The organism is Vibrio sp. Vb1127, assembly GCF_033338735.1.
GTDB classification, from domain to species: domain Bacteria; phylum Pseudomonadota; class Gammaproteobacteria; order Enterobacterales; family Vibrionaceae; genus Vibrio; species Vibrio alginolyticus.
Map to the genome: position 1 here is coordinate 1 of NZ_JAWOTF010000031.1, position 25,910 is coordinate 25,910.

Here is a 25,910-nt window from a genome sequence, read left to right on the forward strand (position 1 = left end):
GCCTTCTTCAATTTCTTGTTGTGTGATAACGAGTGATGGTGTGAAACGTACGACATTGGCACCCGCAACCAATACCATGAGACCTTGTTTACCTGCAGCAACCAGCACGTCACGCGCACGGCCTTGCCATTCTTCATTTAGTGCAGCGCCAAGTAATAGGCCTTGACCGCGCACTTCTGAGAAGATGTTGTACTTCGCGTTGATCTTCTCTAGACCTTCACGGAACATTGCTTCGCGTTCTAGTACACCAGCCAAAACCTCTGGCTTAGTGACTTCATTTACAACCGCTTCTGCAACCGCACACGCTAGTGGGTTACCGCCATATGTAGAACCGTGAGTGCCCACTTTCATGTGCTCTGCCAATTTTGCTGTCGTTAGCATTGCACCGATTGGGAAACCGCCACCAAGTGATTTCGCAGTACTTAGAATATCTGGCGTGATACCTAAACCTTGGTAAGCGTAGAAGTTACCTGTTCGGCCATTACCAGTTTGCACTTCATCGAAGATCAGTAAGGCGTTGTGTTTGTCACACAGCTCGCGAACCGCTTGAGCGAACTCAGGCGTTGGTGGCACGATGCCGCCTTCACCTTGTAATGGCTCCATCATGACCGCACAAGTACGATCAGACATGTGTGCTTGTAAAGCTTCGATATCGTTGTAAGGAAGGTGTGTCACGTCGCCTGGCTTAGGACCGAAGCCGTCAGAGTATGCCGCTTGGCCACCAACCGTTACGGTAAAGAATGTACGACCGTGGAAACCTTGTTTGAATGCAATGATTTCAGATTTCTCAGTGCCATGAACGTCTGCTGCATAACGACGTGCCAGCTTCAAAGCGGCTTCGTTTGCTTCTGCGCCAGAGTTAGCAAAGAACACACGCTCAGCAAAACTCACTTCTGTTAGCTTTTTCGCCAGACGAAGGGCTGGTTCGTTCGTCATAACGTTACTTAAGTGCCAAAGCTTGTTAGCTTGCTCTGTTAGTGCGTTTACCATTACTGGATGACAATGGCCAAGACAGCTCACTGCAATACCACCAGCAAAGTCGATGTATTCATTACCTTCCTGATCCCAAACACGTGAACCTTCACCTTTAACAGGGATCATTTCCATCGGGTTATAGCAAGGTACCATTACCTCATCGAATAAACCGCGCTCTACTTTAATTTCCGTTGTCATTGCACATTCCTTCTTGATACCGCATGCGTAGCAGATAAGCGAATTTAACCGGCTCTCTTTGCCAGCAAATAATGTTTTGCATTTAAGCTATTGCGGCATTGTATTTACATTTAATTAACCATTTCAATAGTGATTTATTCTTTTCGTTCTCGAAAGTAACTTCCATTAATCACTGCTTATGACTATTTATGCATCAAGAAAGTAAAATAGAGAAGTGATTTTTTATAAATGTTATGTAATACAGGGGATAGAAGGTTTTAAAAGACATGAATAGACAAAGAGACTCGAGAGAATCGCATAGTTTTGCAATCCGCTCACCTCAGCAAAAAGATGAATGATTTGTTAAGAAAAGTGATCGCGATCAGATCGTTTTGCGTGCTAAAAAGTTCGCAAGCAACTCGTGACCTTGCTCAGTTTTGATTGATTCTGGGTGGAACTGCACCGCATCAATTGGCAAGGTTTTATGTTGGTAACCCATTATTTCATCCATGCTTCCGTCAGGCAGTTCTGTCCATGCAGTCAGTTCAAACACGTCGGGTAAAGTACCGTTTTTCACCACAAGAGAGTGATAACGGGTTACCGTGAGTGGGTTATTCAGATTTTTAAACACACTACGACCGTTGTGACGAATTGGTGAGGTCTTACCGTGCATCACTTGTCGTGCACGTACCACTTCGCCCCCAAACACTTGCGCTATCGCTTGATGGCCAAGACAAACACCCAATATTGGAAGCTTACCAGCGAAGTGTTCTATCGCTTTCAGTGAAATACCTGCTTCGTTCGGCGTACATGGCCCTGGCGAGATCACCAAATGAGTTGGGTTGAGCGCCTCAATGCCTTGGATATCGATTTCATCGTTACGCACCACCTTTACGTCTGCACCAAGCTCGCAGAAGTATTGGTAAAGGTTGTAGGTAAACGAATCATAATTATCGATAATTAACAGCATGGGACTACATCGTGGAAACCTGAAAGCGAGTATTGTGCCGCCTTTTTATCTAAACGCAAGTACGATCAGTTATTCCACCTCGGCTTGCAGGAACTTACTCAGCAGGCTTTCCAACGCATTTCTTTCTTCAGAGTCGAGACAAGTTAAGTGCTGTTCCATGCTCGCGACATGCGCTTCAAGCACCTGATCTAAAAAGGCAACACCGTCTTCCGTCAATGTCACTCGATTACTTCTGCGGTCGCTTTCGCTCGCTACGCGGTGCACCCAACCTTTTTGTACTAGGCCTTCTAATCGGGTACTTACCGCACCAGACGAAATCATCAACGTTTTGTACAACGTTGTCGGAGTGACGGGTTCGACGCTACGTCTTAACGTCGCCAGAATATCGAACTCAATCGCGCTGATCCCAGCATCACCGCACACTTGGCCATGGGCCTGTTCCCAGAAGTTTGCCGCGCGACGAATTCGCCCAACCACGCCCATCGAAGAACAATCTAAGTCAGGTCGTGCTTGCTGCCACTGCTGAAGAATCTTATCTACACCGTCCATTACATCATCCTCACGATCATCACTAACTAAAAATCTTTTCAAAAAGATACTTGACCAAAAGAAAAAACACCATTACTTTTAAAAAACAATCTTTCACGAAAGATACTTTTACAGGAGTTATTATGACCAGCGCAGAAAGGATTCAAGCAATACTGCTCACCGCGATTGCTCCCACCGTTTGGGGCAGCACCTATATCGTCACTACTGAGTTGCTACCCGCAGACAGTCCCCTGCTCGCTTCTGCGATACGCGCACTGCCTGCAGGATTACTGCTCATCGCGTATACACGCTGCTTTCCGAACCAGCAATGGTGGGGAAAACTCGCTTGCCTTGGAACGCTCAACATCGGGCTGTTTTTCTACTGTTTATTTTTTGCGGCGAGCTACCTGCCCGGAGGAACGGCGGCATTGGTCATGTCGAGCCAACCGATCATCGTGATGCTACTCAGTGGGCTGGTATTAAAAAGTAAGATCGCCTTGAGCCACTGCATCGCAGCAATCTTCGGGGTGCTTGGTGTAGCGCTTATCGTCATCAACGAAACGGTGCAGATCAGCGCGCAAGGAATTGTTCTGGCGGTACTAGGTACATTAAGCATGGCAAGTGGCGTGGTGCTCACCAAATACTGGGGACGTCCGGAGAATATGTCGACATTGGCGTTCACTGGCTGGCAACTCCTCGTCGGAGGCATCCTTTTATTACCTGCAGCGCTATGGTTTGAAGGTCTACCGGAGACCATTTCGCTAAAAAACTTGGCCGGATACAGCTACCTAACCATAGTGGGCGCGGTACTCGCTTACGCACTGTGGTTTAAAGGAATCGAGCGTCTTCCTGCAACAAACGTCGCGTTTCTAGGATTTCTGAGTAGCGTCTCGGCGAGCGTGTTGGGCTACGTATTTTTAGATGAAATACTCACACCACTGCAATTGTTAGGTGCAGGAGCAATACTGGTTTCGATCTTTTTGGCCTCCCATAGTCCTAAAGCTGCAAATGCATAACTCCAATAAACAAGATATAAAATTCAAAAGGAAATGATTATGAAACTAACGATTGTCTCTGGCAGCCAAAGGGCAAATTCACAAAGTCTCAACGTAGCTCGTTTTCTCAAACAGCACGGTTTGCAAGAATTCGACCAAGTGGAGATCCTCGACCTGCATGAACTGAACCTGCCATTTTGGAATGAAGGCGTTTGGCAAGGTATCCAAGAGTGGGATGTTTGGACACCAATCGCGCAAAAACTGCAAGAGTCTGACGCGTTTGTCTTTATCACACCGGAATAGCACGGGATGGCAACCCCTGCGCTGAAAAACTTCCTATTGCTGACGACAGCAAACGAACTGGCACATAAACCTGCACTATTGGTGAGTGTCAGCGTGAGTATCAACGGTGTTTACCCGATCAGCGAATTGCGCATGACCGGCAGCAAAAATAACCACGTGTGCTTTTTGCCTGACCACCTCATTGTGCGCAACAGCGATAAACTCATCGATCAAGATGCGAATAGCGATGACAGTGATTTTGTCGCTCGCACCCAATACACCTTGAAACTGCTCAGCTGTTACGCGAGCGCATTAGCACCAGTGCATCAGGACATGCTGCCGCTTGGTAAACCATTCACCTACGGGATGTAATCGTCATTTAAGCCGCTCAGTATTGGGCGGCGTTTAGTTTAACCTCTCTCCAAGCAACTATTAGCAACGCTAATAGTTTCAGTAGTAATCCGGTTTGTTTGAATTGTTTCAATAGTGTTAAATCATTCTCAATTAAAGGGGAGATGTATGAACATTATTGAAGTCTTAGAACCTTGGTTAGCCGACGCGATTAGTCTCCGTCATGCCATTCATAAACAACCAGAATTAGGTTTTGAAGAAAATAACACTCAAGCGTTAGTGGTTGCCGAGCTCGAAAAGTACGGCGTCGATGAAATCTGTACTGATTTCGCCAAAACGGGCGTGGTGGGTGTGATTCACGGCTCGCTCGGGGACGGAAAGAGCATCGGTCTTCGCGCCGACATGGACGCTCTACCCATCCATGAAGCCAACACATTTGCCCACCGTTCGTGCCACGACGGTAAAATGCACGCTTGTGGCCATGACGGTCACACCACTATGTTGCTACTCGCTGCGCGCTACTTGGCCCAGTCGCGTAACTTTGCAGGCAAAGCGGTGCTGATATTCCAACCGGCAGAAGAAGGTCGCGGTGGCGCCGAGACCATGATCACCGACGGCGTGTTAGAGCGCTTCCCGATCGACGAATGCTACGCTCTGCACAATATGCCGGGCATTCCTGAAGGGCATTTCGCATTTAAGACGGGGCCAATAATGGCGAGCTCTGACCGTCTGTTTGTCACTGTCGACGGAAAAAGTGGTCATGCTGGCTTACCACACACAACCCAAGATCCATTACTTGTCGCGACCCATATTTACCAAGGTATTCAAGGCATGGTCAGCCGCAACTACGACCCGTTTGATCCACTAGTGGTTTCGGTCACACAACTGCATTGTGGAGAAACAACCAACGCCATCGCCGACCAAGCTCATATGAGCGGTACGTTCCGTACTTTGTCTCAACAAACACGAGATAGCTTGGTTGAACGACTCGAGCAACTAGTAGCTCACAGCGCCAAGGCGCACGGGATGCAAGCAGAATTTAAACTCGGACCAATTTCTCACCCACCGACGGTTAACACAGAAAACGAAACTCAACGGGCGATCACCGCAGCGACTCAAACCGTTGGTGCTGAGCACGTTAACCCAAGCTGCGAAGCGATGCTGACCAGTGAAGACTTCGCCTTTTTCCTCAACAAAGTACCAGGTTGCTACGGCTTTATCGGCAACGGCACTGAGGAGCAAGGATGCAGCGTTGGCCTGCACAACAAAGCCTACGACTTTAACGATCGGCTGCTGCCGATTGGCGCGGCTTACTTTATCAATTTGATTGAACAGCAATAACAACAAATGAGGGGAAGTGACTCCCCTCTTTACACAAAGGAGTGTTCTAACAATGTCGACTGCAATTACGCAAAAATCGAGTTCAGGCGCGTCGATGATCAACCGCATTGAGCGACTGGGCGATAAAGTCCCTCATCCCTTCTATCTATTTATCTTCCTCTGCTTCAGCGTCATGTTGCTCTCTTGGCTATTCTCGTTTATCGGCGGCGGCGTGACCCATCCGTCTACGGGTGAAGTGGTGCACGTTAAGAGCCTGATCAGCGGCGAAGGTCTGGTTTATATCCTGCAATCGACGGTGAACAACTTCGTCTCGTTTAAACCACTCGGATTGGTCTTATGTATGATGCTAGCGGTGGGGCTATTGCAAGAAGTGGGCTTGGCCGACAGCGCAATCAAGCAATCATTGCTCAACGCGCCACGTCAGTTTGTCACCGCGTCGATTTTTGTCACTGGTATCATCGGTAACCTCGCCTCAGACGCTGCGTTCATTTTGGTTCCCCCTCTCGCAGGTCTGATTTTTGCGGCAACCCACCGCAACCCAATCGTCGGCATCGCCGCAGGTTTTGTCGCGGTCGCGGCTGGGTTTACCGCCAACCTATTTATTGCTGGCACCGATGTATTACTTTCCGGCATTTCAACCGAAGCGTCTGCCATCGTTGAACACGTCGAAGTCAGCCCGGCGGCAAACTGGTACTTTATGTTGCTTTCCGTTCCGATTTTAGTCGTCACAGGGACGCTCATCACCGACAAATACATCGAGCCTAAATTCGCGCATAAAATGACAACCAACCACGCCGATAGTGAACCGTCTTTTGAAATTACCACTAAGCAAAAGAGTGCGTTGAAATGGGCTGGAGCAACGTCTTTGGTGTTTATCGCTTTGCTTTTGGCCGCCCTGCTGCCAGCCGATTCACCTCTGCGTAATGCAGACGGCGGTTTGGTACCTTCACCTTTCCTAAAAGGGATTATCCCGATCATCATGGCATTCTTCTTTATGAATGCGGTGGTTTACGGCGTCAAAGCGGGTACGATCAAACAAGCCAGTGATATTCCTGACTTGATGTCCAAAGCGCTCAAGGGCGTTGGCGGCTACATTGTCTTGGTATTTGTGATTGCCCAGTTCATTGCTTGGTTTAAGTGGTCTAATTTAGCTATCTTTATTGCGGTGAATGGTGCGGAATGGATTTCGTCTGTCGAGATGCCAAAGCTGGCGATGATGGCGCTGTTTATGATGCTTGCTGGCGTGATGAACATGATTGTGTTTAGTGGTTCGGCGCAATGGGCGATCATGGCCCCGGTATTTATCCCACTCTTTATGTTACTTGGCGTAGACCCGCAAATTACGCAAATGGGCTACCGTATTGCCGACTCCACCACCAACATCATTTCACCGACCAATCCATATATTCCGATGGTACTGGCGCTGATCGCCAAATATAACCCGCAAGTGAAATTTGGTACTTTCCTCGCGATGATGGTGCCATACGCTCTGGTGCTATTTAGTGTTTGGGGCGGGCTATTCCTGATTTACATGCTGACAGGTTTACCCGTCGGGCCAATGTAACGTCGCTTAACGACTGGGGATAAACTCAGCAAAGCCCCAGTCGCTGACATGCTTTTTCAAAATCAAACTGAACTCATCGACTAACTCTCGATGAGTTTCTTTACGTGTAATGAGCCCTACTGAGCGGTACTGAACCGGTTGAACAATCGGAATAAAGCGAACTTCCACGTTGTTGCTCAACTCACCGATAGTGGAAGACAGAATCGTCGAACCTAGTCCGCTGGAAATCATCCCTAATAGCGTTGAGGTATGCGAAGCGCTCAACTCCGGATCATAGGTTAAACCAATGCGTTGAAACGCTTCGTCGGCAAGTGTGCGTAAACTGTTCCCGGGGCTGACACCAATCGACGCGTATTGATGCGCTTGTTCCCAACTGACTTGCTTATGCTCGGCGAGCGGATGGTCTTGCCGGCAAACAAAGCACAGGTAATCGCGAAACAGTAAATCAAAGTTCAATTCTGGGTGATTCGGATTGGTGTTGATGCCGATGTCTGCCTGCCCTTGTAGTACTGAATGGGTAATGTCATCAACCCGTTCTTCAATTAAGCGAAAAGTAAAATCTGGATAGCGCTTTTTCAGGTCATTGAGGGTTTTCGGCGCTAAGGATGCACACAACGTATATAGCGACGAAACCACCAGCGACTTGTTGTAGCCGTGCTGGCGGTCTTTGTTTTGCTGAACTAGTTTATCCAAGCGATTAACGATAAATCGCGCTTCCTGATACAACTGCTCGCCCGCTTCGGTAAGGATGATTTTCCTGCCTTGGCGCTGATAGAGTTCGCTGGCAAGTTGCTGGGTCAGCTTTTTCATCATCTGGCTCAACGCAGACTGGGTGATGTGCACCTTTTCAGCGGCATAAGTAAAATTTTGTTCCTCAGCCAAGGCGATAAAAGCTTTGAGCTGACGATAGCTAATGTCCATTTAGTAGTCTCACCCTTTGCTCTGCTGAAAAAGTATACCCAAACTTGGTAACTAATACGTCAATATGATTATCCATTTCTATATTTTTTCTGAATAAAAAGGCCAGCATAGGCTGGCCTTTGGTCTTTACAGCTATTTAGGAACTGTTTGTCAGGAAGTAAATTCGCTTAGCGGCGACGACGGAATAAGCCGAGACCTAGCAGCGCAAATAGAGCACCAAAACCAAACGAACCACCATCTGAATCCTTCGACCCTTCTGTTCCAGCTTCAGTTTGCGTCATTGAAACATCACGAACAGAGCTAAACTTCACGATATTACCTGTCGAGTCAGTCACTTTCTCTTCTAACTGATAATTACCTTGCTCTGGCGTTTGTTCAAACTCAATATTCACGCTACGCGCATCAATATCAGCTTGAACTAAAGTTTGGCTAGCCGAGTAAGCTTTCGTATCGCTGCTTGCCGCAGCCGCTTGTGTGGATGGCGTTAAGTTCACCGTAACAATATCGCCCACAACCGCCGTTGGTGGTAAACGGACATCGACGGCTAAGTTGTCACCTGCTTTCGGTAAATCGATGTCATCATCTGGTAAATCAATCGCGATGATCACTGGATCGTGGTCAGAGGCAGAGAACGCATCTTTGTACTTCGGCATATCACCTGTGTACTTGTTGCTGTATTCGAACAAGTTACTCTCTAGTGAGTTGATGTGCCAATCTTCAATTGCTACCACTTTTTGCGCTAGGCTGCTGCTTGCCAATGCGTGGTCCAAATTACCCAGCTCGCCCGAATAGGTGTAAGAAAACGTATCAGTACCGTGCAGCAACGTGTTTAAATTGTGCAGACCGTAACCTTTTTCAATTTTGGTCTTCTCTACTTGAAGTTCACCATCACCAATGGTTGTGTAAGCAGCAGTATAAATGTCACGGCCGTATTTCTCTTTCGAGTAATCAGTCAGTGTCAGAAGTGGGTCTTCCATGCCATAAGCATTGAGGTCGCCCATGAGCAATACATCGCCTTTCACCTCTTTCAACGCTTCACCCACTGCGTGCGCAGCAGAAACGCGGAAGTTGTTACAGTTGCCTTGCAGATCCGCTGGCTCAGAATCTTCTACACCAGCAATCCACTCTTCAATACACTCAGAGCCTTTCGACTTAAAGTGGTTTACGACAATAGACAAATCTTCACCCGTCTCTTTCACCGTAAAGGTCTGAAGTAGACTGTGGCGTTGGTACTTATCGTAAGCAGGGTTACTTTCTGTGCCCTCTTTACGAGTAATTGTGTTTTCTGCAATGTGCTGCTCTGGCGTGATGATCACTTTTGCAGCGTCTTTTGGCGTTACTGCGTTAGCACGATATAAAATCGCCACCATGATCGCATCACTGCCAAAGTATTCGTCTTGGTATTTGTCTTGCTCTTCGATTTCGACATACGTGTAATGAGCTTCAGCGTCATCAATCTCAGCATTTAGGGCATCAACTAAGTTTTGGATAGCACTGCCATCACCAAAGCCGTTGTTTTCCACTTCCATCAAACCAATGATGTCAGCGTCCATCTTGTTCATCGCCGCAACGATTTTCGCTTGTTGGATCAGGAACTCATCTAGGTTAGTCGCACCACGGTTTTGTCCGGTTGGGTTTTCATGGCCACTGTCAGCCACGGAGTTGAAGTAGTTCAGTACGTTGAAGCTTGCAATACGCAAATCTGAGTCCGCAATCGCTGGGGCATCTTTACGAGCCACATCGAAGCCTTCACCTGAAGTCACAAAGTTGGTGTTATCGACTTCATTGGTCGCAATCAGGCGGTATTCGTTGTAGCTGTAAGCCACGACACCCTGAAGACCTTCTACTCGAGAACCAAGGCGAATGTGCTGCTCTGAAGAGCCATCTTGGTCTGCATCTTTAGCAAAATCTGGGTAGTATGGGATTTGGCCGTTTGGTGCTTTGCCATCTGATTCTAGGTATACGCGGTTTGCTGCGTTGTCTTTTGCTAGCTCAACGGCTGCATCGCTCTCTGCCGCGTGTAATTGAGTCGGCTTTAACAATGGCGCTTCATGAGAGAGCATCATATTGTTACGACGTGAATCGTAGTCGTAAGAGAAGTTGCGAGTTACAAACAAGTCACTTGCCGAGGTCAACTCAACTTGCATCCCTTCATGACGCTCAAGCGCATCACGTAGTGTCTCACCTTCTTTGATAACAAGATCGGTAACTCGAGAGGTTTCAGAGGTGCCTGTTTTCACATAGCTGTTAGCATCAGAAGCAAGCTGAGTATTGCTGTAATACTCTTGAACTTTACCTTTCACACAAACAACGTCACCAGCTTTCAGCGCCGTGTCTGCCGCGTCAGTATGAATGAACAAGCCTTCTGAGGTCTTGTCGTTGTTGTCGCTTTCTAATGCTTGTAGGTAGAAACCTTTGGTTAGGCCAGTGGTAACAGCAGTCACGACACCAGTTACGAAATGATCTTCGTCAGTAATGTATGGGTAACCATCAATGAATGGAGACGTATCGCCTTCACCTTGAATATCTTGGATGGTAGTGAAGTTAGGTTGCTGACCGTCTACTTCACAAGCGAATGGTGCTGGTGGCTCAGTCGCATTTAGCTCACCAAGGCCGTCAATGTTGTCTTTCTCAAATGCCGTCCACTGAGATGCATCATAAGTAGCAGAAGGGGTTAGTGCATCACTGTTACGAACTAATGTGGTGTCTTTACCAAAATCTACGTCACCCATCACACCGATGATGTCGTGCACTTCACCATCTTTAAGCAGTGCGATCGGGTCGTCACCGTTAAAGTTCGCAACGCTTTTATCTGTGATATCCGAGACAGCTTTGATGGTATCGCTCGCGTCACCATGCGCCAGTACATACACTTGGTTAGCTTGTAGCGTCACTTGGCTAAGGTCGAATGTGCTACCCCAAGTACCACCACCGTTTGATGATTTCGCCAACTCGTAGCCAGTGAGTGTCACCGCAGTATCACCCGTATTAGCGATCTCTACCGCTTTATTATAAGCGCCGCCTTCTACGTATTGGGAAATAATAATCTCTGCGTTCGCGTTTGCACTAAGTGCACTGGCGATGGTTAATGCGAGTATTGAGGGTTTGATTAACGTGTCCATTGTCATACCTGATATTTATGTAAATGCAAACTTAGCTCTGGTTAGAGCCTGCCATTTGCGTCTACTATCAGGTTTATTTATGAAATAAATAAGAATGAGTAATTAAAGCCGTGAAATGAATCACATGTGAATATAAGAAAATATGCCAGAGCATCCCATTCAAACATTTTTTGTAATAAATACAGAGCGCTATTGATAAACAAGTCAGAATTTAGATTGATTACTCAGTTTACTTTTTCACTTCATGTTAAGGAGTAGAAAATACATCACTTGTTGAGTTGCTTATTAACCCAACCGTTCCTGTTACAAATAAAAAATATAATTAGTCACTAATTTAGAATGCTTTAATTTTCACTTGTATCACTGTTCAAGCCCAAGAATCTATTACTCGCTTCGTTCTCTCTTTTACAGGCCCCTCATACTTCAAAGTTTTCATGATTTATTCAATAACTTTTCATTACTCACTAGCCAAAAATATACACAAAAGATATAACACCTGCGCGAGACAACAAGATCTCATTAGCTGTAAACCCAGGAACGACAAATGAAAACAATTCAACGCAGTGTGCTAGCTATCTCCCTACTTGGCTTGATAGCGGGGTGTCAGTTGACCGCCAGTGAGCCACTTCAACCTACGGCGAATCAAGACATCATCGAATCAGCCAAAAATGAACTGGATGGTATTGAAGAACTAGAAGTCAGTGACGAGGGTGTTATTACCTTTACTCAACGTCTAAGAACGCCAGGAACCTACTGGATTCCAGCGAGAATTAAAGAACTCAGCTACGATATATCATGCGTACAGCTTAGTTACTTCATTGATAGAGGCATGGTTGTGAAGTCTGCCTTTCTAGGGGCTCGAGGACGTGTTGAATATTACGACATGGAACGCTGTATGAAAGACACGCCATTTCAGTAATACAGGCATAAAAAAGCTCCACCAAAGTGGAGCTTTTTCGTATTCGTTCTTAGCAACTATGGGCGAGCAACAAAACCTACTGCTTCGTATGCTTTCTTAAGCGTTTCAGCCGCTCGTGCCGAGGCTTTCTCAGCGCCTTGCTGCATTACCTCGTCCATGTAAGCACGATCAGCGCGAATACGGTGATATTCTGCTTGAATTGGCTCAAGCATTGCTACAACTGCCTCACCAACATCTTTCTTAAATGGGCCATACATTTCTACGCCTTGGTACTTCGCTTCAATCTCTTCGAAGCTCATGCCTGTCGCCGCAGAGTACAGACCCATTAGGTTAGCAATGCCCGCCTTGTTCTCGATATCATGACGGATACTTGGTGGCGTTTCGGTATCGGTTTGCGCTTTGTTGATCTTCTTAAGGATCGACTTAGGCTCTTCCAGTAGCGTGATAACGTTCTTACGGTTGTCATCAGATTTAGACATCTTCTTCGTTGCGTCTTGAAGGCTCATTACACGCGCATTTACTGTCGGAATGTAAGGCTCTGGAACTTGGAAGATTGGCTGCTCTGGCGAGTAAATATTGTTGAAACGCGTTGCGATATCGCGCGCTAATTCTAGATGTTGCTTCTGGTCACTGCCTACAGGTACTTGGTGTGCACCGTAAAGCAAAATGTCAGCCGCCATCAACACCGGGTAGTCAAATAGGCCGACGTTTACGTCATTCGCGTAACGTGCCGATTTGTCTTTAAACTGAGTCATACGGCTCAGCTCACCCATTTGAGTGTAGCAGTTAAGAAGCCAACCTAATTGAGCATGCTCTGGTACATGTGACTGAACAAATAGCGTGCTCTTCTTCGGGTCAACACCAACTGCCAGACAAATTGCCAGTGCGTCTAGAGTTGCTTCATGCAGCGCTTTAGGGTCCTGACGAACCGTAATCGCGTGAAGGTCTACCACACAATATTGGCAATCATAATCGTCTTGCATCTGCTGCCATTGACGTAGAGCACCCAAGTAGTTACCGATACTTAGTTCACCTGAAGGTTGAACACCACTCAATACAATGGGTTTGCTCATTAGAATGATTCCTTTGACTTCTTAATCTAATTAAATGAAAAAAACCGTGCAGTAATAGGTGCACGGTTTACTCAGTGTACTCATTAACGAGTATTTTGGAAGCTCTTTTGTAGCCGTTATGCAGAAACCGCTACAACGTCCAATAATTCTGCCAAACTGTCAGCGACGAAATCTGGATTTGATGCTGAAATAGGTTCACCGTGGTTGTAACCATATGTCAGACCAAATGAGGCACAGCCTGCATTCTTTGCTGCGAGAATGTCGTTTTTCGAGTCGCCAACCATCAGCATTTCACTTGGTTGGATTTGGTGCTTTTCCATTAGCCAGTTCAATGCTACTGGGTTTGGTTTTTTCTCTGGGAATGCATCACCGCCAAGGACATCAACGAAGTATTTTGCGATGTCGTGCTTTTCCAAAACGTCAGGCACAAACTTTGAAGGTTTGTTGGTCACCAGCGCCATAACAAAGCCCGCTTTGTGCAGCTCTGCTAGTGTCTCTTTTACCGTTGGGTAAAGATGACTTAGCTTGTGACCGCTTTGCTCGTAGTAATCATCAAACAATACACGCGCTTTAGCACGAAGCTCTTCACTCAGCTCTGGGTTGATGGTCAGGCTTTGGCTTAATGAGCGACCAATAAGCACGTCTGCGCCGTTACCCACGTAATCACGAACTTGTTCTTCTGAAACCGATGGAAAGCCAAGCGCCTGTACTGCTTGGTCTGCCGCGACAGCTAGATCTGGCACGCTATCAAGCAAAGTGCCATCTAGATCGAAGGCGATGAATTTAATGTCTTGTTGAGTCATAACTTCCCTGAGGATTTTTATTTATAAATCGGTGAAAACGACAAAGGATGGCACCCCATCCTTTGTTTTTATCATTATGTCTGATTCGGCAGTAACTGTTTGTTTCGTCGTTACTTTGCAGCAATACGCTGACGAACTGCCTCAAACAAACAGATGCCGGATGCCACAGATACGTTCAAGCTTGAAACGCTACCAGCCATTGGGATCTTAATCAAATCGTCGCAGGTTTCACGAGTCAGACGACGCATACCGTCACCTTCTGCCCCCATTACGATAGCAAGGGGTCCAGTCAGTTTTGCTTGGTAGATGTCGTGCGTTGCTTCGCCCGCCGTACCAACAAACCAGATACCTTGCTCTTGCAGTGTACGCATAGTACGAGCCAAGTTAGTCACTCGGATCAATGGCACGACTTCAGCTGCACCACAAGCCACTTTACTTACCGTCGCATTCATTGGCGCAGAACGATCTTTCGGTACGATGATCGCCGCAGCACCTGCCGCATCTGCGTTACGTAAACACGCACCAAGATTGTGTGGATCGGTCACGCCGTCTAACACTAATAGCAGTGGTGATTCGTGCTTTGCAAGGATGTCATCTATATCGTTCTCATTCAGCTGCTTCGCTGGTTTCACACGAGCGATGATGCCTTGGTGATTTGCACCGCGCGCTTTGTCATCCAAGGTTTTACGTGTCATCTGCTGAATAGAAACACCACAAACCTGAAGATCATTTAGGATTGGCATTAGGCGATCATCTTGACGACCTTTTAAAACGTACGCCTCGATAAAACGCTCTGGTTCGCGCTCCAATACCGCCTTCACTGCGTGAATGCCGTAGATAAATTCGTTACTCATTGTTTAACCTGTTGTTCTGGTCGTATTGCCTGCGCCAACCGAGTTTGAACTAAGTTGGCGCTTCAACCTACTGCGCTTCTTTTTTAGTGCGCTTGGTTTTCTTCGGCTTACTGTGCGGCTTCTTTTTACGTGCTTTTTTCACTTTAGGCTTCTCGTTGCCTTCGGCGTCACCACGTTTTGGGCCATTACGCTTACTCGTTGCACCCGTTTCTTCTGGGCGTTTAGTTGGCTCTATCGCAGGAACTGCACGAGCCGCGCCACCTTCTTTCGATGAAGAGCGAGTCGCAGCGCGTTTTTTATCTTTCGCTTTGCGTTTTGCTTCCGCTGCGCGTTTCTTCGCAGTCTTACCTTCGCCGCGTAGCTTACGACTTGTTTCGACCAATTCAAAGTCAATTTGCTTATCATCGAGGTTAACAGCCAGTACTTTTACTTTTACTGCATCACCTAAGCGGTAGATGTTACCGAAACTTTCACCAATAAGTCGTTGACCAATCGGGTCAAATTGATAGTAGTCGTTCGCAAGGGTAGAAATATGTACCAAACCATCGATGTGCAAATCCGTTAAACGTACAAAGAAGCCAAAGCTAGTGACATTAGCAATAACACCGTCTAGTTCGTCACCGACGTGGTCTTGCATATATTCACACTTCAGCCAATCCGCAACATCACGTGTTGCATCATCAGCACGGCGCTCTGTCATCGAACATTGTTCGCCGTAAAAATCCATGTCGTCAAACGAGTAATGATAGCCACCTGTTGGTGTCCAGCGATCTTGATTACGACCTTCTTCTTTAGCAATCAGATACTTGATTGCACGGTGAAGTAACAAGTCAGGGTAACGACGAATTGGCGACGTAAAGTGCGCATAGCGTTTCAATGCCAACCCAAAGTGCCCCGCGTTATCTGCGTTGTATACCGCTTGCTTCATTGAGCGTAGCAGCATGGTCTGAATCAACTCTTGATCTTGACGCCCGGAGATTTGACGTGCGAGATCAGCATAGTCCGTTGGTGAAGGCTCTAAACCACCTTTTAGCTCAAGACCAAGTTCACTTAAGAAGTCACGGAAACCTTGCAGGCGTAATTCACCTGGAGATTCGTGGATACGATAAAGCGCGGGCTCTTTCGCTTTTTCTACCAGCGATGCCGAAGCAATGTTGGCTAAAATCATACATTCTTCGATGATCTTATGCGCGTCATTACGAATTACTGGCTCAATGCTTTCGATTTTACGTTCCGCATTGAAAATAAATTTGGTTTCAACGGTTTCAAATTCGATTGCACCGCGTTGATCTCGTGCTTCTTTCAGCACTTTGTACATCTTGTGCAACTCTTCTAGATGAGAAACAAGCGGCTGGTAGCGCTCACGTAGTTCTTCATCCCCTTCTAGAATCGCGCTCACTTTGCTATATGTGAGACGAGCGTGCGAGTTCATCACCGCCTCGTAATGCTTGTAACCAGACAGCTTACCTGTATCGGAAATGGTCATTTCGCACACCATACACAAGCGATCTACTTGCGGGTTGAGCGAACATAGGCCGTTCGATAGTACTTCTGGCAACATCGGCACAACTTGCGACGGGAAATATACTGAGTTACCACGATTTATCGCTTCTTTGTCCAACGCAGAGTCAGGACGAACGTAGTAACTGACGTCAGCAATCGCTACCCATAAACGCCAACCACCTTCTTTGTTCTTTTCACAGTAAACGGCATCATCAAAGTCTCGTGCGTCTTCGCCGTCAATGGTCACTAGTGGCAAATCACGTAGATCCACACGACCAACTTTGGCTTCTTCTGGTACTTCTTCGCCCAAGTTTTCGATTTGTTTATCGACGGCTTCTGGCCACTCGTGAGGAATTTGGTGTGTACGAATCGCAATTTGTGTTTCCATACCTGGTGCCATGTTTTCACCAAGGACTTCAACCACTTTACCCATCATGCCGCGTGAGCGTGAGCCACGATCAGTAATTTCAATTACGACTACGTTACCCATGCGTGCACCCGCTTTGTGCTCATTTGGGATCAGGATATCTTGGCTGATACGCGAGTCATCTGGGACAACGTAGGAGTATCCATATTCAAGGAAGAAACGACCGACGATTTGATCATTACGCTCCTCTAGCACACGCACCAAACGTCCTTCACGGCGGCCGCGCTTGCTGTTGTCTGTAGGTTGCACTAAGACAAAATCACCGTGGATGATGTTCTTCATCTGATGGTGCGGTAACAGAATATCATCATCCTTGCCGACGCTGCCTTCTGGACGTACCCAACCATGGCCATCACGATGACCAATCACGTAACCTTTCACCATTTCAAGTTTTTCAGGCAATGCATAGCACTGACGGCGGGTAAACACCAGTTGGCCATCTCGCTCCATCGCACGTAGCCGACGACGCAACCCTTCGTATTGCTCTTCGCCCTCAAGCTTTAGTGCCTCAAACAAGTCGTTACGATTCATTGGAACGCCCGCTTGCTCTAGAAACTCGATGATAAACTCTCGGCTTGGAATTGGATTTTCGTAATTTTTGGATTCACGATCTGCAAAAGGATCGTTTGGAATATTGTCTGACATAGGCACGCCTATCTAGCAAGGAAGGTATATGGCTAGTATATCTGAGTCTCTCGATAAGCTACAGAATTGCTTTGAAAAAAGAATGATCGAGATCGACTCTAGGCATGCAAATGAGTTAAGGACGAGCCAGCAAGATCAAAAGTTCAGAATTGTCACTGAGCAAGGATTCAATCGTGCAGTTATCCAACTCCGCCAGAAAGGCACTTTTTGCTTTCGCCAATTTATCTTTGAGGCGGCAAGCAGGGGTAATATGGCAAAAATCCACACCACAGTTGACTAAATCTAACGGCTCTAAATCGCGCACAACACCACCGACTGTGATTTCAGATGCTGGCTTCATCAGCCGGATACCACCGTTTTTTCCGCGCACGGTATGGACATAACCCAACTGTCCTAACCGATTGATAACTTTAACCATATGGTTGCGCGACACACCAAATAAATCCGTCACTTCGGTAATGCTGGTTAACTCATCTTCCGGCAACGAAGCCAAGAAAATTAAGGTTCTCAACGCATAATCAGTGAAACTAGTTAACTGCATATTCTCTCCCAAAGTGCGACTCAATAACCCGCTGGTGATGCTAAAACCCCAAACTTGAGCTATCGATAAAAGTGTAAATCTTTTCTTGATCGAAAGATACATTTGAGATACAACTTTAAACATGCATTATAAATACAACTTAAAGTAGGAAGCCCTTATGCTCAGCAATCAAACTATCGAGATCGTCAAAGCGACCGCACCACTCATCGCCGAAACAGGACCAAAACTGACCGCGCACTTTTACGAGCGTATGTTTACTCATAACCCTGAGTTGAAAGATATTTTTAACATGAGTAACCAGCGTAACGGCGATCAGCGTGAAGCATTATTCAACGCTATCTGTGCCTATGCTGCCAATATTGAAAATTTGCCAGCTCTGCTTGGCGCAGTAGAGAAAATTGCGCATAAGCACACGAGCTTTTTGATCACAGAAGATCAGTACCAAATCGTTGGTAAGCATTTACTTGCGACAATCGATGAGCTTTTTAATCCAGGTCAAGAGGTGTTGGATGCTTGGGCTGAGGCTTACGGCGTACTTGCGAATGTATTTATTCAGCGCGAAGAACAAATTTACCAACAAAATGAAGCTTTGGAAGGCGGCTGGCGCGGTCTACGCGAATTTGAATTAGTCGATAAAAAGATTGAGAGCGAACACATTTGCAGCTTTGTGCTAAAGCCAACCGATGGTCAAAAAGTGGCGCCGTATAAACCGGGACAATACCTTGGCATCTACATCAACAGTGACCAGTTAGAAAACCAAGAAATTCGCCAATATAGCCTGTCTTCTGCGGTCCAAGAGAACACCTACCGTATCTCAGTAAAACGTGAAGAAGGCGGAAAAGTGTCGAACTACCTGCACGATAGCCTGAACATTGGCGAAAAAGTGCAGCTTGCAGCCCCTGCCGGTGATTTCTTTATGGATGCCGAACCACAAACACCCGTTGTTCTAATTTCTGCTGGTGTGGGACTTACTCCAACGCTGTCAATGCTAGAAAGTCTCTCAGCACATCAAGCACCTGTAACTTGGGTTCATGCAACCGAAAATGGCCAACAGCATGCTTTCAAGCAACACGTAAACCAACTCGTTGCAGAAAAAGAAAATATGAACGCGCTCGTTTGGTATAACCAACCAACGGCAGAAGACAAGCTAGGTGAAGACTTCCACTTCACGGGCTTTGTCAATCTGTATGAAATTGAAGCTGCATTAAAGCAAGATAACGTGCAGGTGTACTTCTGTGGTCCTGTAGGATTTATGCAGCACGTAGCGAAACAGCTATTAGAACTTGGCGTACCAGAAGAGCAATTCCATTACGAATGCTTCGGTCCACACAAAGTGGTTTAAGCGCTACCAACTATCGGGAAAACAACAAAGCCCACGTGACGTGGGCTTTGTTGTATGAAGTTGTTTGCAATATTGAAGCGTTACCAAAAGGTGTCTCGCCGTTTAGCTCGAGCAATAACGTTTTGTGGCATGCGCTGTTCAAGGCCGTTTCTCAATACAGTTATGCGCTTATGCTGCCGCTTATCTGCTGTGACAGAGTTATATAACCAACGATACGCATCTTCGTAATCGAGTGGACTGCCATAATCACGTAAAAGCAACTCGGCCAGATGAATACGCGCGTTTAGGTTTCCCATTGACGCTGCTTCTCGCAAATATGGAATTGCACGTTCTTTATCTTGCTGTACTAAAGTGCCACGCGAATAGTATCGGCCAATCTGCTCTAGTGCAGCTGGTAACCCCTGATGCGCTGCATTTTCGATGTAATAAAGACCCAGTTCGACATCTTGCTCGACACACACACCCCAAGCCAACATATCTCCGTACAGAAATTCATAAGCGGGTAAGTTAATTCGAGTCGCACGAGCTATGATATCCTCCACCAGCTGGCAGTTATCAGCGCGCACACGTTGTAAGTGCTTATTTTGCTCAATAAGCTTTATCAGCTCTGCTTCGGTATAGATCGGAACTGGTGCCCCCACATCAGCAACATTAGCTTTCACTGTGGTAGCAACCAAGGTCAACAACAGTGAAGCAGCCACTGTTCGTAACTTCATAAACGTACCCTTAAGGTATCTAAGAAACCAAAGATCGGTGAAGGATCTCCTCTGCTTGATAACCTTATCGGCAAAAAACAGCTAAGCTTTAGACAATTTTTGCCTCTGATTTAGGCTCAGCGGCAAAAGCTTGCCATATGAGAGTCACGCTGTTTTTGTTCAGATACAAAAAAGCCGACCATAAGGTCGGCTTTTGCAATCTTTAACGGCTATCAATTAAGCTTCGAATGGGTGAACTTTGATGATAGTTTCGTTACGGTCAGGACCTGTAGAGATGATGTCTACTGGAACGCCAGTTAGCTCTTCAATACGCTTGATGTAGTCAAGAGCGGCTTGTGGTAGAGCATCTAGTGACTTAGCACCAAATGTGTTCTCAGACCAACCAGGCATTGTTTCGTAGATTGGCGTTGCTTTTTCGAATGCTTCAGCAGCCATCGGAGAAACTTCTAGCACGGAGCCATCTTCCATCTTGTAACCAGTACAGATTTTTAGCTCTTCTAGACCATCTAGTACGTCTAGTTTAGTTAGACAGAAACCAGATACAGAGTTGATTTGGATTGCACGACGCATAGCAACAGCATCGAACCAACCTGTACGACGTAGACGACCAGTTGTCGCACCGAACTCGTGACCAACTTCACCTAAGTGCTTACCAATTGGATCTTGCTTATCTAAACCGTCGTATAGTTCAGTCGGGAATGGACCAGCACCAACGCGAGTACAGTACGCTTTCGCGATACCCAAGATGTAACCGATGTGACGAGGACCAAAACCAGAACCTGCAGCAACACCACCAGCAGTCGTGTTAGAAGACGTTACGTACGGGTAAGTACCGTGGTCGATATCAAGTAGTGTACCTTGTGCACCTTCGAACATGATCTTGTCGCCGCGCTTACGTGCTGCGTCTAGTTCGTCAGTTACGTCGATAACCATTGACGTTAGTAGTTCAGCGTAGCCTTTAGCTTGCTCAAGTACTTCTTCGTAGCTTACTGGCTCCGCTTTGTAGAAGTTAACTAGTTGGAAGTTATGGAACTCCATGACTTCTTTTAGCTTCTCTGCGAAAGTCGCCATATCGAATAGGTCGCCAACGCGTAGACCACGACGAGCAACTTTATCTTCGTATGCTGGACCGATACCACGACCAGTAGTACCGATAGCTTTTTTACCGCGAGCGATTTCGCGAGCTTGGTCCATTGCAACGTGGTAAGGAAGAATTAGCGGACATGCTTCAGAAATGAAAAGACGCTCGCGTACTGGAATACCGCGCTCTTCAAGAGGCTTCATTTCTTTAAGTAGAGCTTCAGGTGATAGTACAACACCGTTACCGATAACACATTTTACGTTATCGCGAAGGATACCTGATGGAATTAAGTGAAGAACGGTTTTTTCACCGTCAATTACGAGAGTGTGACCTGCGTTGTGACCGCCTTGGTAGCGTACCACGTATTTTGCATCTTCAGTTAAAAGGTCTACGATTTTACCTTTACCTTCGTCACCCCATTGGGTGCCTAGAACGACTACGTTATTTCCCATCTTTCCAAGTCTGATTGCTAGTTAAAAATGGATTCTAGCACCGAATCACGCTTCTTGCAGTCATTTTTTGTTCACAGAGTTGCTACCAGAATGTCATCTTGCCGCTTTGTTCATTTTGAAATCAGCATATCACTGATAGTATTTAGCTTTCTCTATTCGACTGGAAAGCGCTATGTCTGAATCCATATGGTTGGCGATTGGGCTCGTCTTGATCGTGGAAGGCATTGGGCCACTGATTGCTCCTAACGGTTGGCGGAATATGGTGGCTCAATTAAGTGAACAACCCAACAATCAGCTACGACGCATCGGTGGCTGCCTAGTAGTTGCTGGAGCCGTCATCGCCATCATGATGAGCTAGCACTTAGCATCAGATACAAAAAAGGCTCCCTAAGGAGCCTTTTATTTCAATGAGACGCGGAGATTATTTCTCCATGCTGCCCTTCGACTGGTTCATGTATTGGAAGAACTCACTCTTCGGATCAAGCACCAGAATATCGCTCTTAGAGCTGAAGGACTTCTCATACGCACGTAGCGAACGTAGGAAGCTAAAGAACTCAGGGTCTTTGTTGTATGCTTCAGCATAAATCTTCGCAGCTTCAGCATCCGCCTCACCTCGTGTCACACGCGCAGTTTTATCAGCTTCAGCTAGAATAGTTGCTACTTCTAGTTCTGCTTGAGCACGAATAACTTCCGCTTTTTCACGACCTTGAGAACGGTGCTTACGAGCAACGGACTCACGCTCCGCACGCATACGACGGTAGATAGACTCACTGATTTCATCAGGCAGGTTGATTTTCTTCATTCGGAAATCAACGACACGAACACCCAAGTCTTTCATTGCGCTTTCACGCGTGTCTTTCAATACTTCAGACATGATTAGGTCGCGTTCACCATCAATCTCAAGCGCCTCACGAGCCGCTTCAGTTGCGACAACATCGGCACTTGCGTCTTCTGGTAGCACATCATCGTTACGTGGACCAGATACGATCTGTTTGATTTCACGAGCACCGATTTCAGAACGAAGCACGTCCGTCACTTTACGCTCAAGTAGTGCCTCTGCCGTTAGCGAGTTACCACCGCCAGTCGCGAGGTAGTAGCGACCAAAATCTTCAATACGCCACTTCACGTAGGTATCAATGATAACGTCTTTTTTCTCAGACGTTACGAAACGGTCTGCACGGCCATCCATTGTTTGGATACGTGCATCAAGTTGTTTCACACGGTCAAACAAAGGCATCTTGAAATGCAGACCAGGCTCGTAAATTCGAGTGATGTCGTTGTTGTCTTTCAAGACACGACCAAATCGAACCACGATACCGCGCTCACCTTCAGGAATCACAAACAAAGACATCAACATTAATGCCAGTGCGATTACCAGTACAGGGATCATTAACTTACGCATTCTTAGTATCTCCCTTGACGTGAACCTGTTGAACGAGACTGCGAGTTCGAAGTGTCTTCTTGTGTACGATCAGACTCAAGTTGAATTTGATCATAGGTTGAAGATGACTTCGATTTACGTTTGGTATCTGCTTTGCCCTCTTGTCCCGCCAACTTATCAATTGGAAGGTAAAGAAGATTGCCGCTTGATTCCGAGTCAATCAACACTTTCGAAGTGCTTGAGTACACCTCTTCCATTGCGTCAATGTACAGACGATCACGCGTTACACCAGGCGCTGCTTGGTATTCTGGTAGTAGTTTTTCGAACTGTGCTACCTGACCAAGAGCCTCGTTAGTGACACGCTCATTGTAACCTTGTGCTTCTTTCTTCAAACGCTCTGCACGACCCGTTGCCTTAGGCAAGATTTCGTTCTTGTATGCTTCAGCTTCACGAATGAAACGCTCTTCATCCTCACGTGCTGCGATTGCATCATCAAACGCATCTTTCACTTGCTCTGGTGGACGAGCAGACTGGAAGTTCACATCAACAAGTACCAGACCCATATCATAGCTATCAATGATTTGGTTCAGTGTTTCTTGCGTAGTTTGACGAATTTGCTGACGACCACTGGTTAGAATGCTATCCATCAATGAGTCACCAATTACTGCACGTAGTGCAGAATCCGTTGCTTGACGCAAGCTGTCGTCTGCATTGGTTACACGGTACAAGTATTTGTATGGGTCAGTCACTCGGTACTGCACATCCATCGCAACTGTTACAACGTTTTCATCTTTGGTCAGCATTAGACCAGATGCACGTAGTGAACGAATCGCTTGTACGTTTACCGCTTCGTACTCATCAATAAAGCGAGGACGCCAGTTAAGACCTGGGTCTACGATACGATCGTATTTACCTAAACGCAGTACAACACCACGCTCTGCTTCACCGATGGTGTAAAAACCAGCGAAGAACCAAACTGCAACAGCAATCAGAGCAATCACGCCAAAGCCAATTGCACTACCACCACCGCCGCCGATTGGAGAACCACCGCCGCCTTTTTTACCAAACTTGCCGCCCAGCTTTTGACTCAGTTTGTTGAACACTTCATCTAAATCTGGCGGACCTTGATCTCGGCCACCAGGACGCTGGCCACCACGATTATTATTACCCCAAGGGTCATTATCGCGGCCATTGTTGCCGTTGTTATTTCCAGGCTCATTCCACGCCATTAGAAAGCTCCATCATTTGATATGACGTTATACTGTAGCAGTCCTTTAAGTGACTATAAAGCCAGTCAAAACTGCCCCTTCTCTTTTTTCAAGTCTAGACCAATCTACTTGCTGCATTCGAATATCGATCAACAAGTTACCATCCTGGTCATATTCCTCACGTTGAATACACTTCATTTGGAAGAAGGTACTACGGAATCGTCCTTGATACTGTGGAGGAATTCGCAACTGATGCTCGACCATTTGTGACGCCAGACGTTCCGTCAGCGCCTCAAACAGGACATCAATGCCCAACCCATCCATTGCTGAAACCCAAACTGCGCGAGGTACGCCTTCCTCGTCTCGTTCTATACGTGGTTTCTGCGAATCTAGATTGTCGATTTTGTTCATGACAACCAGAGTCGGCACTTCATGCGCGTCGATCTCTTCTAGTACTTCATGAACAGCTTGAATATTCTCACGAAAACGCTCATCACTGGCATCAACAACATGTAACAAAATGTCAGCTTCTTGCGTTTCCTGCAAGGTTGCCTTGAAGGCCGCAACCAAGTCGTGTGGCAAATGTCGAATAAAACCAACCGTGTCTGCCAAGATGGCAGGACCAACATCTGCTAACTCTATCTTACGTAAAGTCGGGTCCAAAGTAGCAAATAATTGATCAGCCGCGTACACGCCAGCTTCTGTAATACGGTTGAAGAGTGTCGACTTACCCGCGTTGGTGTAACCCACAAGTGAAACCGTTGGGATTTCAGCTCGATTTCGGGCGCGGCGCCCTTGTTCACGCTGCTTCGCTACTTTGTCTAAGCGTCGCAGGATGGCTTTGATTCTGTCACGCAATAAGCGACGGTCGGTTTCCAGCTGGGTTTCACCCGGGCCACGTAAACCGATACCACCTTTCTGCCTTTCAAGGTGCGTCCAACCACGAATCAAACGAGTAGAGATATGACGAAGTTGAGCCAGCTCTGCCTGTAGCTTACCTTCGTGTGTTCGAGCTCGTTGAGCAAAGATATCGAGAATAAGACCAGTGCGGTCGAGAACTCGACATTGGCACAGTGCTTCGAGGTTACGTTCTTGGGCAGGAGAGAGGGCGTGATTAAAAATCACAATTTCGGCACCCGTTGATTGTACCGCTGTAGCAATCTCTTGGGCCTTACCCTCTCCGACATAGTATTTCGGGTGTGGGGATTGACGACTACCAGTTACCACTTGTAGCGCCTCTACCCCAGCAGAAGAAACCAGCATTTCGAACTCAGCCAGATCTTCCCATTCACCTTCTTGCGTGAAGTTGATATGAACAAGTACGGCTCGCTCACCGGATTCATAACGGTCAAACAAGCAATCAACTCCTTATTTTAAAAATACTCGATGAAGAATTAATCTTCTGATTTCTCTTGTGGACGCTCACCTTGTGGACGTTCACCGCTGTGATGGCTCACTGGACGAGCCGGCACAACTGTTGAGATCGCGTGCTTGTACACCATTTGGTTAACAGTATTCTTCAGCAGGATCACAAATTGATCGAATGATTCGATCTGACCTTGTAGTTTAATACCATTCACAAGGTAGATAGATACCGGGATACGCTCACGACGTAGCGCGTTTAGAAATGGGTCTTGTAGAGATTGCCCCTTAGCCATTTTTATTTTCCTTATTTAATTTGTAGTTGTAATTATTTAGCTAGTGGTGCAATGCAAAAGATACGGCTTTTGCATCTGAGC

At 46.6% G+C, this 25,910-nt stretch carries 22 protein-coding genes and 1 pseudogene; 7 read left to right on the forward strand and 16 right to left on the reverse strand.

All coding sequences use genetic code 11. The annotated features are described in order from the left end of the window. The 3 genes from R7H07_RS22000 to R7H07_RS22010 all read right to left on the reverse strand — a co-directional run. Positions 1–1,173, reverse strand: a 1,173-nt coding sequence (locus R7H07_RS22000; RefSeq protein ID WP_318128783.1) for an aspartate aminotransferase family protein, incomplete at its 3' end; no start/stop codon positions are given. Between the two features lie 361 nt (positions 1,174–1,534). Next, positions 1,535–2,122, reverse strand: coding sequence for an aminodeoxychorismate/anthranilate synthase component II (locus tag R7H07_RS22005; protein WP_065274924.1), 588 nt, complete (start codon positions 2,120–2,122; stop codon positions 1,535–1,537). A gap of 69 nt (positions 2,123–2,191) precedes the next feature. Further along, positions 2,192–2,671 carry a MarR family winged helix-turn-helix transcriptional regulator gene (locus R7H07_RS22010; protein ID WP_005381417.1) on the reverse strand — a complete coding sequence of 160 codons (480 nt, stop codon included), beginning with the start codon at positions 2,669–2,671 and terminating at the stop codon, positions 2,192–2,194. Positions 2,672–2,793: 122 nt separating this feature from the next. Here R7H07_RS22010 and R7H07_RS22015 point away from each other — a divergent pair, with 122 nt between their 5' ends. From R7H07_RS22015 to R7H07_RS22030, 4 genes and pseudogenes are all read left to right on the forward strand, one after another. After that, on the forward strand, positions 2,794–3,666 hold the full coding sequence (locus R7H07_RS22015; RefSeq protein ID WP_005381415.1) for an EamA family transporter: 873 nt from the start codon (positions 2,794–2,796) through the stop codon (positions 3,664–3,666). A gap of 39 nt (positions 3,667–3,705) precedes the next feature. Beyond that, positions 3,706–4,299 (forward strand): annotated as a pseudogene (locus tag R7H07_RS22020) (NADPH-dependent FMN reductase). Positions 4,300–4,446: 147 nt separating this feature from the next. Then, positions 4,447–5,619 (forward strand): M20 aminoacylase family protein, encoded by a 1,173-nt coding sequence (locus tag R7H07_RS22025; protein WP_065274925.1) that lies wholly within the window; start codon positions 4,447–4,449, stop codon positions 5,617–5,619. Positions 5,620–5,671: 52 nt separating this feature from the next. After that, positions 5,672–7,183: an AbgT family transporter gene (locus tag R7H07_RS22030; protein ID WP_065274926.1), complete on the forward strand. Its 1,512-nt coding sequence runs from the start codon at positions 5,672–5,674 to the stop codon at positions 7,181–7,183. 6 nt (positions 7,184–7,189) lie between these two features. Here the strand turns inward: R7H07_RS22030 and R7H07_RS22035 are convergent, their stop codons facing one another. Beyond that, positions 7,190–8,104: a LysR family transcriptional regulator gene (locus tag R7H07_RS22035; protein WP_033907171.1), complete on the reverse strand. Its 915-nt coding sequence runs from the start codon at positions 8,102–8,104 to the stop codon at positions 7,190–7,192. Between the two features lie 167 nt (positions 8,105–8,271). Then, positions 8,272–11,226 (reverse strand): ExeM/NucH family extracellular endonuclease, encoded by a 2,955-nt coding sequence (locus R7H07_RS22040; RefSeq protein ID WP_065274927.1) that lies wholly within the window; start codon positions 11,224–11,226, stop codon positions 8,272–8,274. Between the two features lie 544 nt (positions 11,227–11,770). On the opposite strand from R7H07_RS22040, the gene R7H07_RS22045 reads away from it, so the two are divergent. Further along, entirely contained in the window at positions 11,771–12,145 is a 375-nt protein-coding gene (locus R7H07_RS22045; protein WP_053303037.1) for a hypothetical protein, read from the forward strand. Positions 12,146–12,201: 56 nt separating this feature from the next. Here the strand turns inward: R7H07_RS22045 and trpS are convergent, their stop codons facing one another. The 5 genes from trpS to nsrR all read right to left on the reverse strand — a co-directional run bounded on the left by trpS (position 12,202) and on the right by nsrR (position 17,991). Further along, positions 12,202–13,218: a tryptophan--tRNA ligase gene (gene trpS, locus R7H07_RS22050; RefSeq protein ID WP_005381398.1), complete on the reverse strand. Its 1,017-nt coding sequence runs from the start codon at positions 13,216–13,218 to the stop codon at positions 12,202–12,204. A 116-nt stretch (positions 13,219–13,334) separates the two neighbouring features. Next, complete coding sequence (locus R7H07_RS22055) at positions 13,335–14,021, reverse strand: phosphoglycolate phosphatase (protein ID WP_005382834.1); 687 nt, start codon at positions 14,019–14,021, stop codon at positions 13,335–13,337. Positions 14,022–14,131: 110 nt separating this feature from the next. Beyond that, the gene (gene rlmB, locus R7H07_RS22060; protein ID WP_025768791.1) at positions 14,132–14,875 is read right to left on the reverse strand and encodes a 23S rRNA (guanosine(2251)-2'-O)-methyltransferase RlmB; all 744 of its coding nucleotides are present in this window, start codon (positions 14,873–14,875) and stop codon (positions 14,132–14,134) included. Positions 14,876–14,942: 67 nt separating this feature from the next. Continuing rightward, a complete protein-coding gene (gene rnr / locus R7H07_RS22065) occupies positions 14,943–17,450 on the reverse strand; it encodes a ribonuclease R (protein WP_017821742.1) in 2,508 nt (835 codons plus the stop codon). A gap of 115 nt (positions 17,451–17,565) precedes the next feature. Next, positions 17,566–17,991, reverse strand: a complete 426-nt coding sequence (nsrR, locus tag R7H07_RS22070; protein WP_017633731.1) for a nitric oxide-sensing transcriptional repressor NsrR — start codon at positions 17,989–17,991, stop codon at positions 17,566–17,568. Between the two features lie 157 nt (positions 17,992–18,148). Here nsrR and hmpA point away from each other — a divergent pair, with 157 nt between their 5' ends. Next, the gene (hmpA, locus tag R7H07_RS22075; protein WP_025768792.1) at positions 18,149–19,333 is read left to right on the forward strand and encodes an NO-inducible flavohemoprotein; all 1,185 of its coding nucleotides are present in this window, start codon (positions 18,149–18,151) and stop codon (positions 19,331–19,333) included. 80 nt (positions 19,334–19,413) lie between these two features. Here hmpA and motX read toward each other — a convergent pair whose 3' ends face one another. Together motX and R7H07_RS22085 are read right to left on the reverse strand one after the other, a co-directional pair. Further along, entirely contained in the window at positions 19,414–20,049 is a 636-nt protein-coding gene (gene motX, locus R7H07_RS22080; RefSeq protein WP_025768793.1) for a flagellar protein MotX, read from the reverse strand. 216 nt (positions 20,050–20,265) lie between these two features. After that, positions 20,266–21,582 (reverse strand): adenylosuccinate synthase, encoded by a 1,317-nt coding sequence (locus R7H07_RS22085; RefSeq protein WP_005381385.1) that lies wholly within the window; start codon positions 21,580–21,582, stop codon positions 20,266–20,268. Positions 21,583–21,754: 172 nt separating this feature from the next. Here R7H07_RS22085 and R7H07_RS22090 point away from each other — a divergent pair, with 172 nt between their 5' ends. Then, entirely contained in the window at positions 21,755–21,940 is a 186-nt protein-coding gene (locus R7H07_RS22090) for a DUF2065 domain-containing protein (RefSeq protein WP_005381383.1), read from the forward strand. A gap of 63 nt (positions 21,941–22,003) precedes the next feature. Here the strand turns inward: R7H07_RS22090 and hflC are convergent, their stop codons facing one another. The 4 genes from hflC to hfq are packed head-to-tail and all read right to left on the reverse strand — an operon-like array spanning position 22,004 to position 25,829. Then, positions 22,004–22,984: a protease modulator HflC gene (hflC, locus tag R7H07_RS22095; protein ID WP_005381382.1), complete on the reverse strand. Its 981-nt coding sequence runs from the start codon at positions 22,982–22,984 to the stop codon at positions 22,004–22,006. Positions 22,985–22,986: 2 nt separating this feature from the next. Beyond that, on the reverse strand, positions 22,987–24,192 hold the full coding sequence (gene hflK, locus R7H07_RS22100) for an FtsH protease activity modulator HflK (RefSeq protein ID WP_005381381.1): 1,206 nt from the start codon (positions 24,190–24,192) through the stop codon (positions 22,987–22,989). Between the two features lie 45 nt (positions 24,193–24,237). Then, on the reverse strand, positions 24,238–25,527 hold the full coding sequence (gene hflX / locus R7H07_RS22105) for a ribosome rescue GTPase HflX (RefSeq protein ID WP_206960051.1): 1,290 nt from the start codon (positions 25,525–25,527) through the stop codon (positions 24,238–24,240). A 38-nt stretch (positions 25,528–25,565) separates the two neighbouring features. After that, positions 25,566–25,829 (reverse strand): RNA chaperone Hfq, encoded by a 264-nt coding sequence (hfq, locus tag R7H07_RS22110; RefSeq protein WP_005381379.1) that lies wholly within the window; start codon positions 25,827–25,829, stop codon positions 25,566–25,568. Positions 25,830–25,910 lie beyond the last annotated feature (81 nt).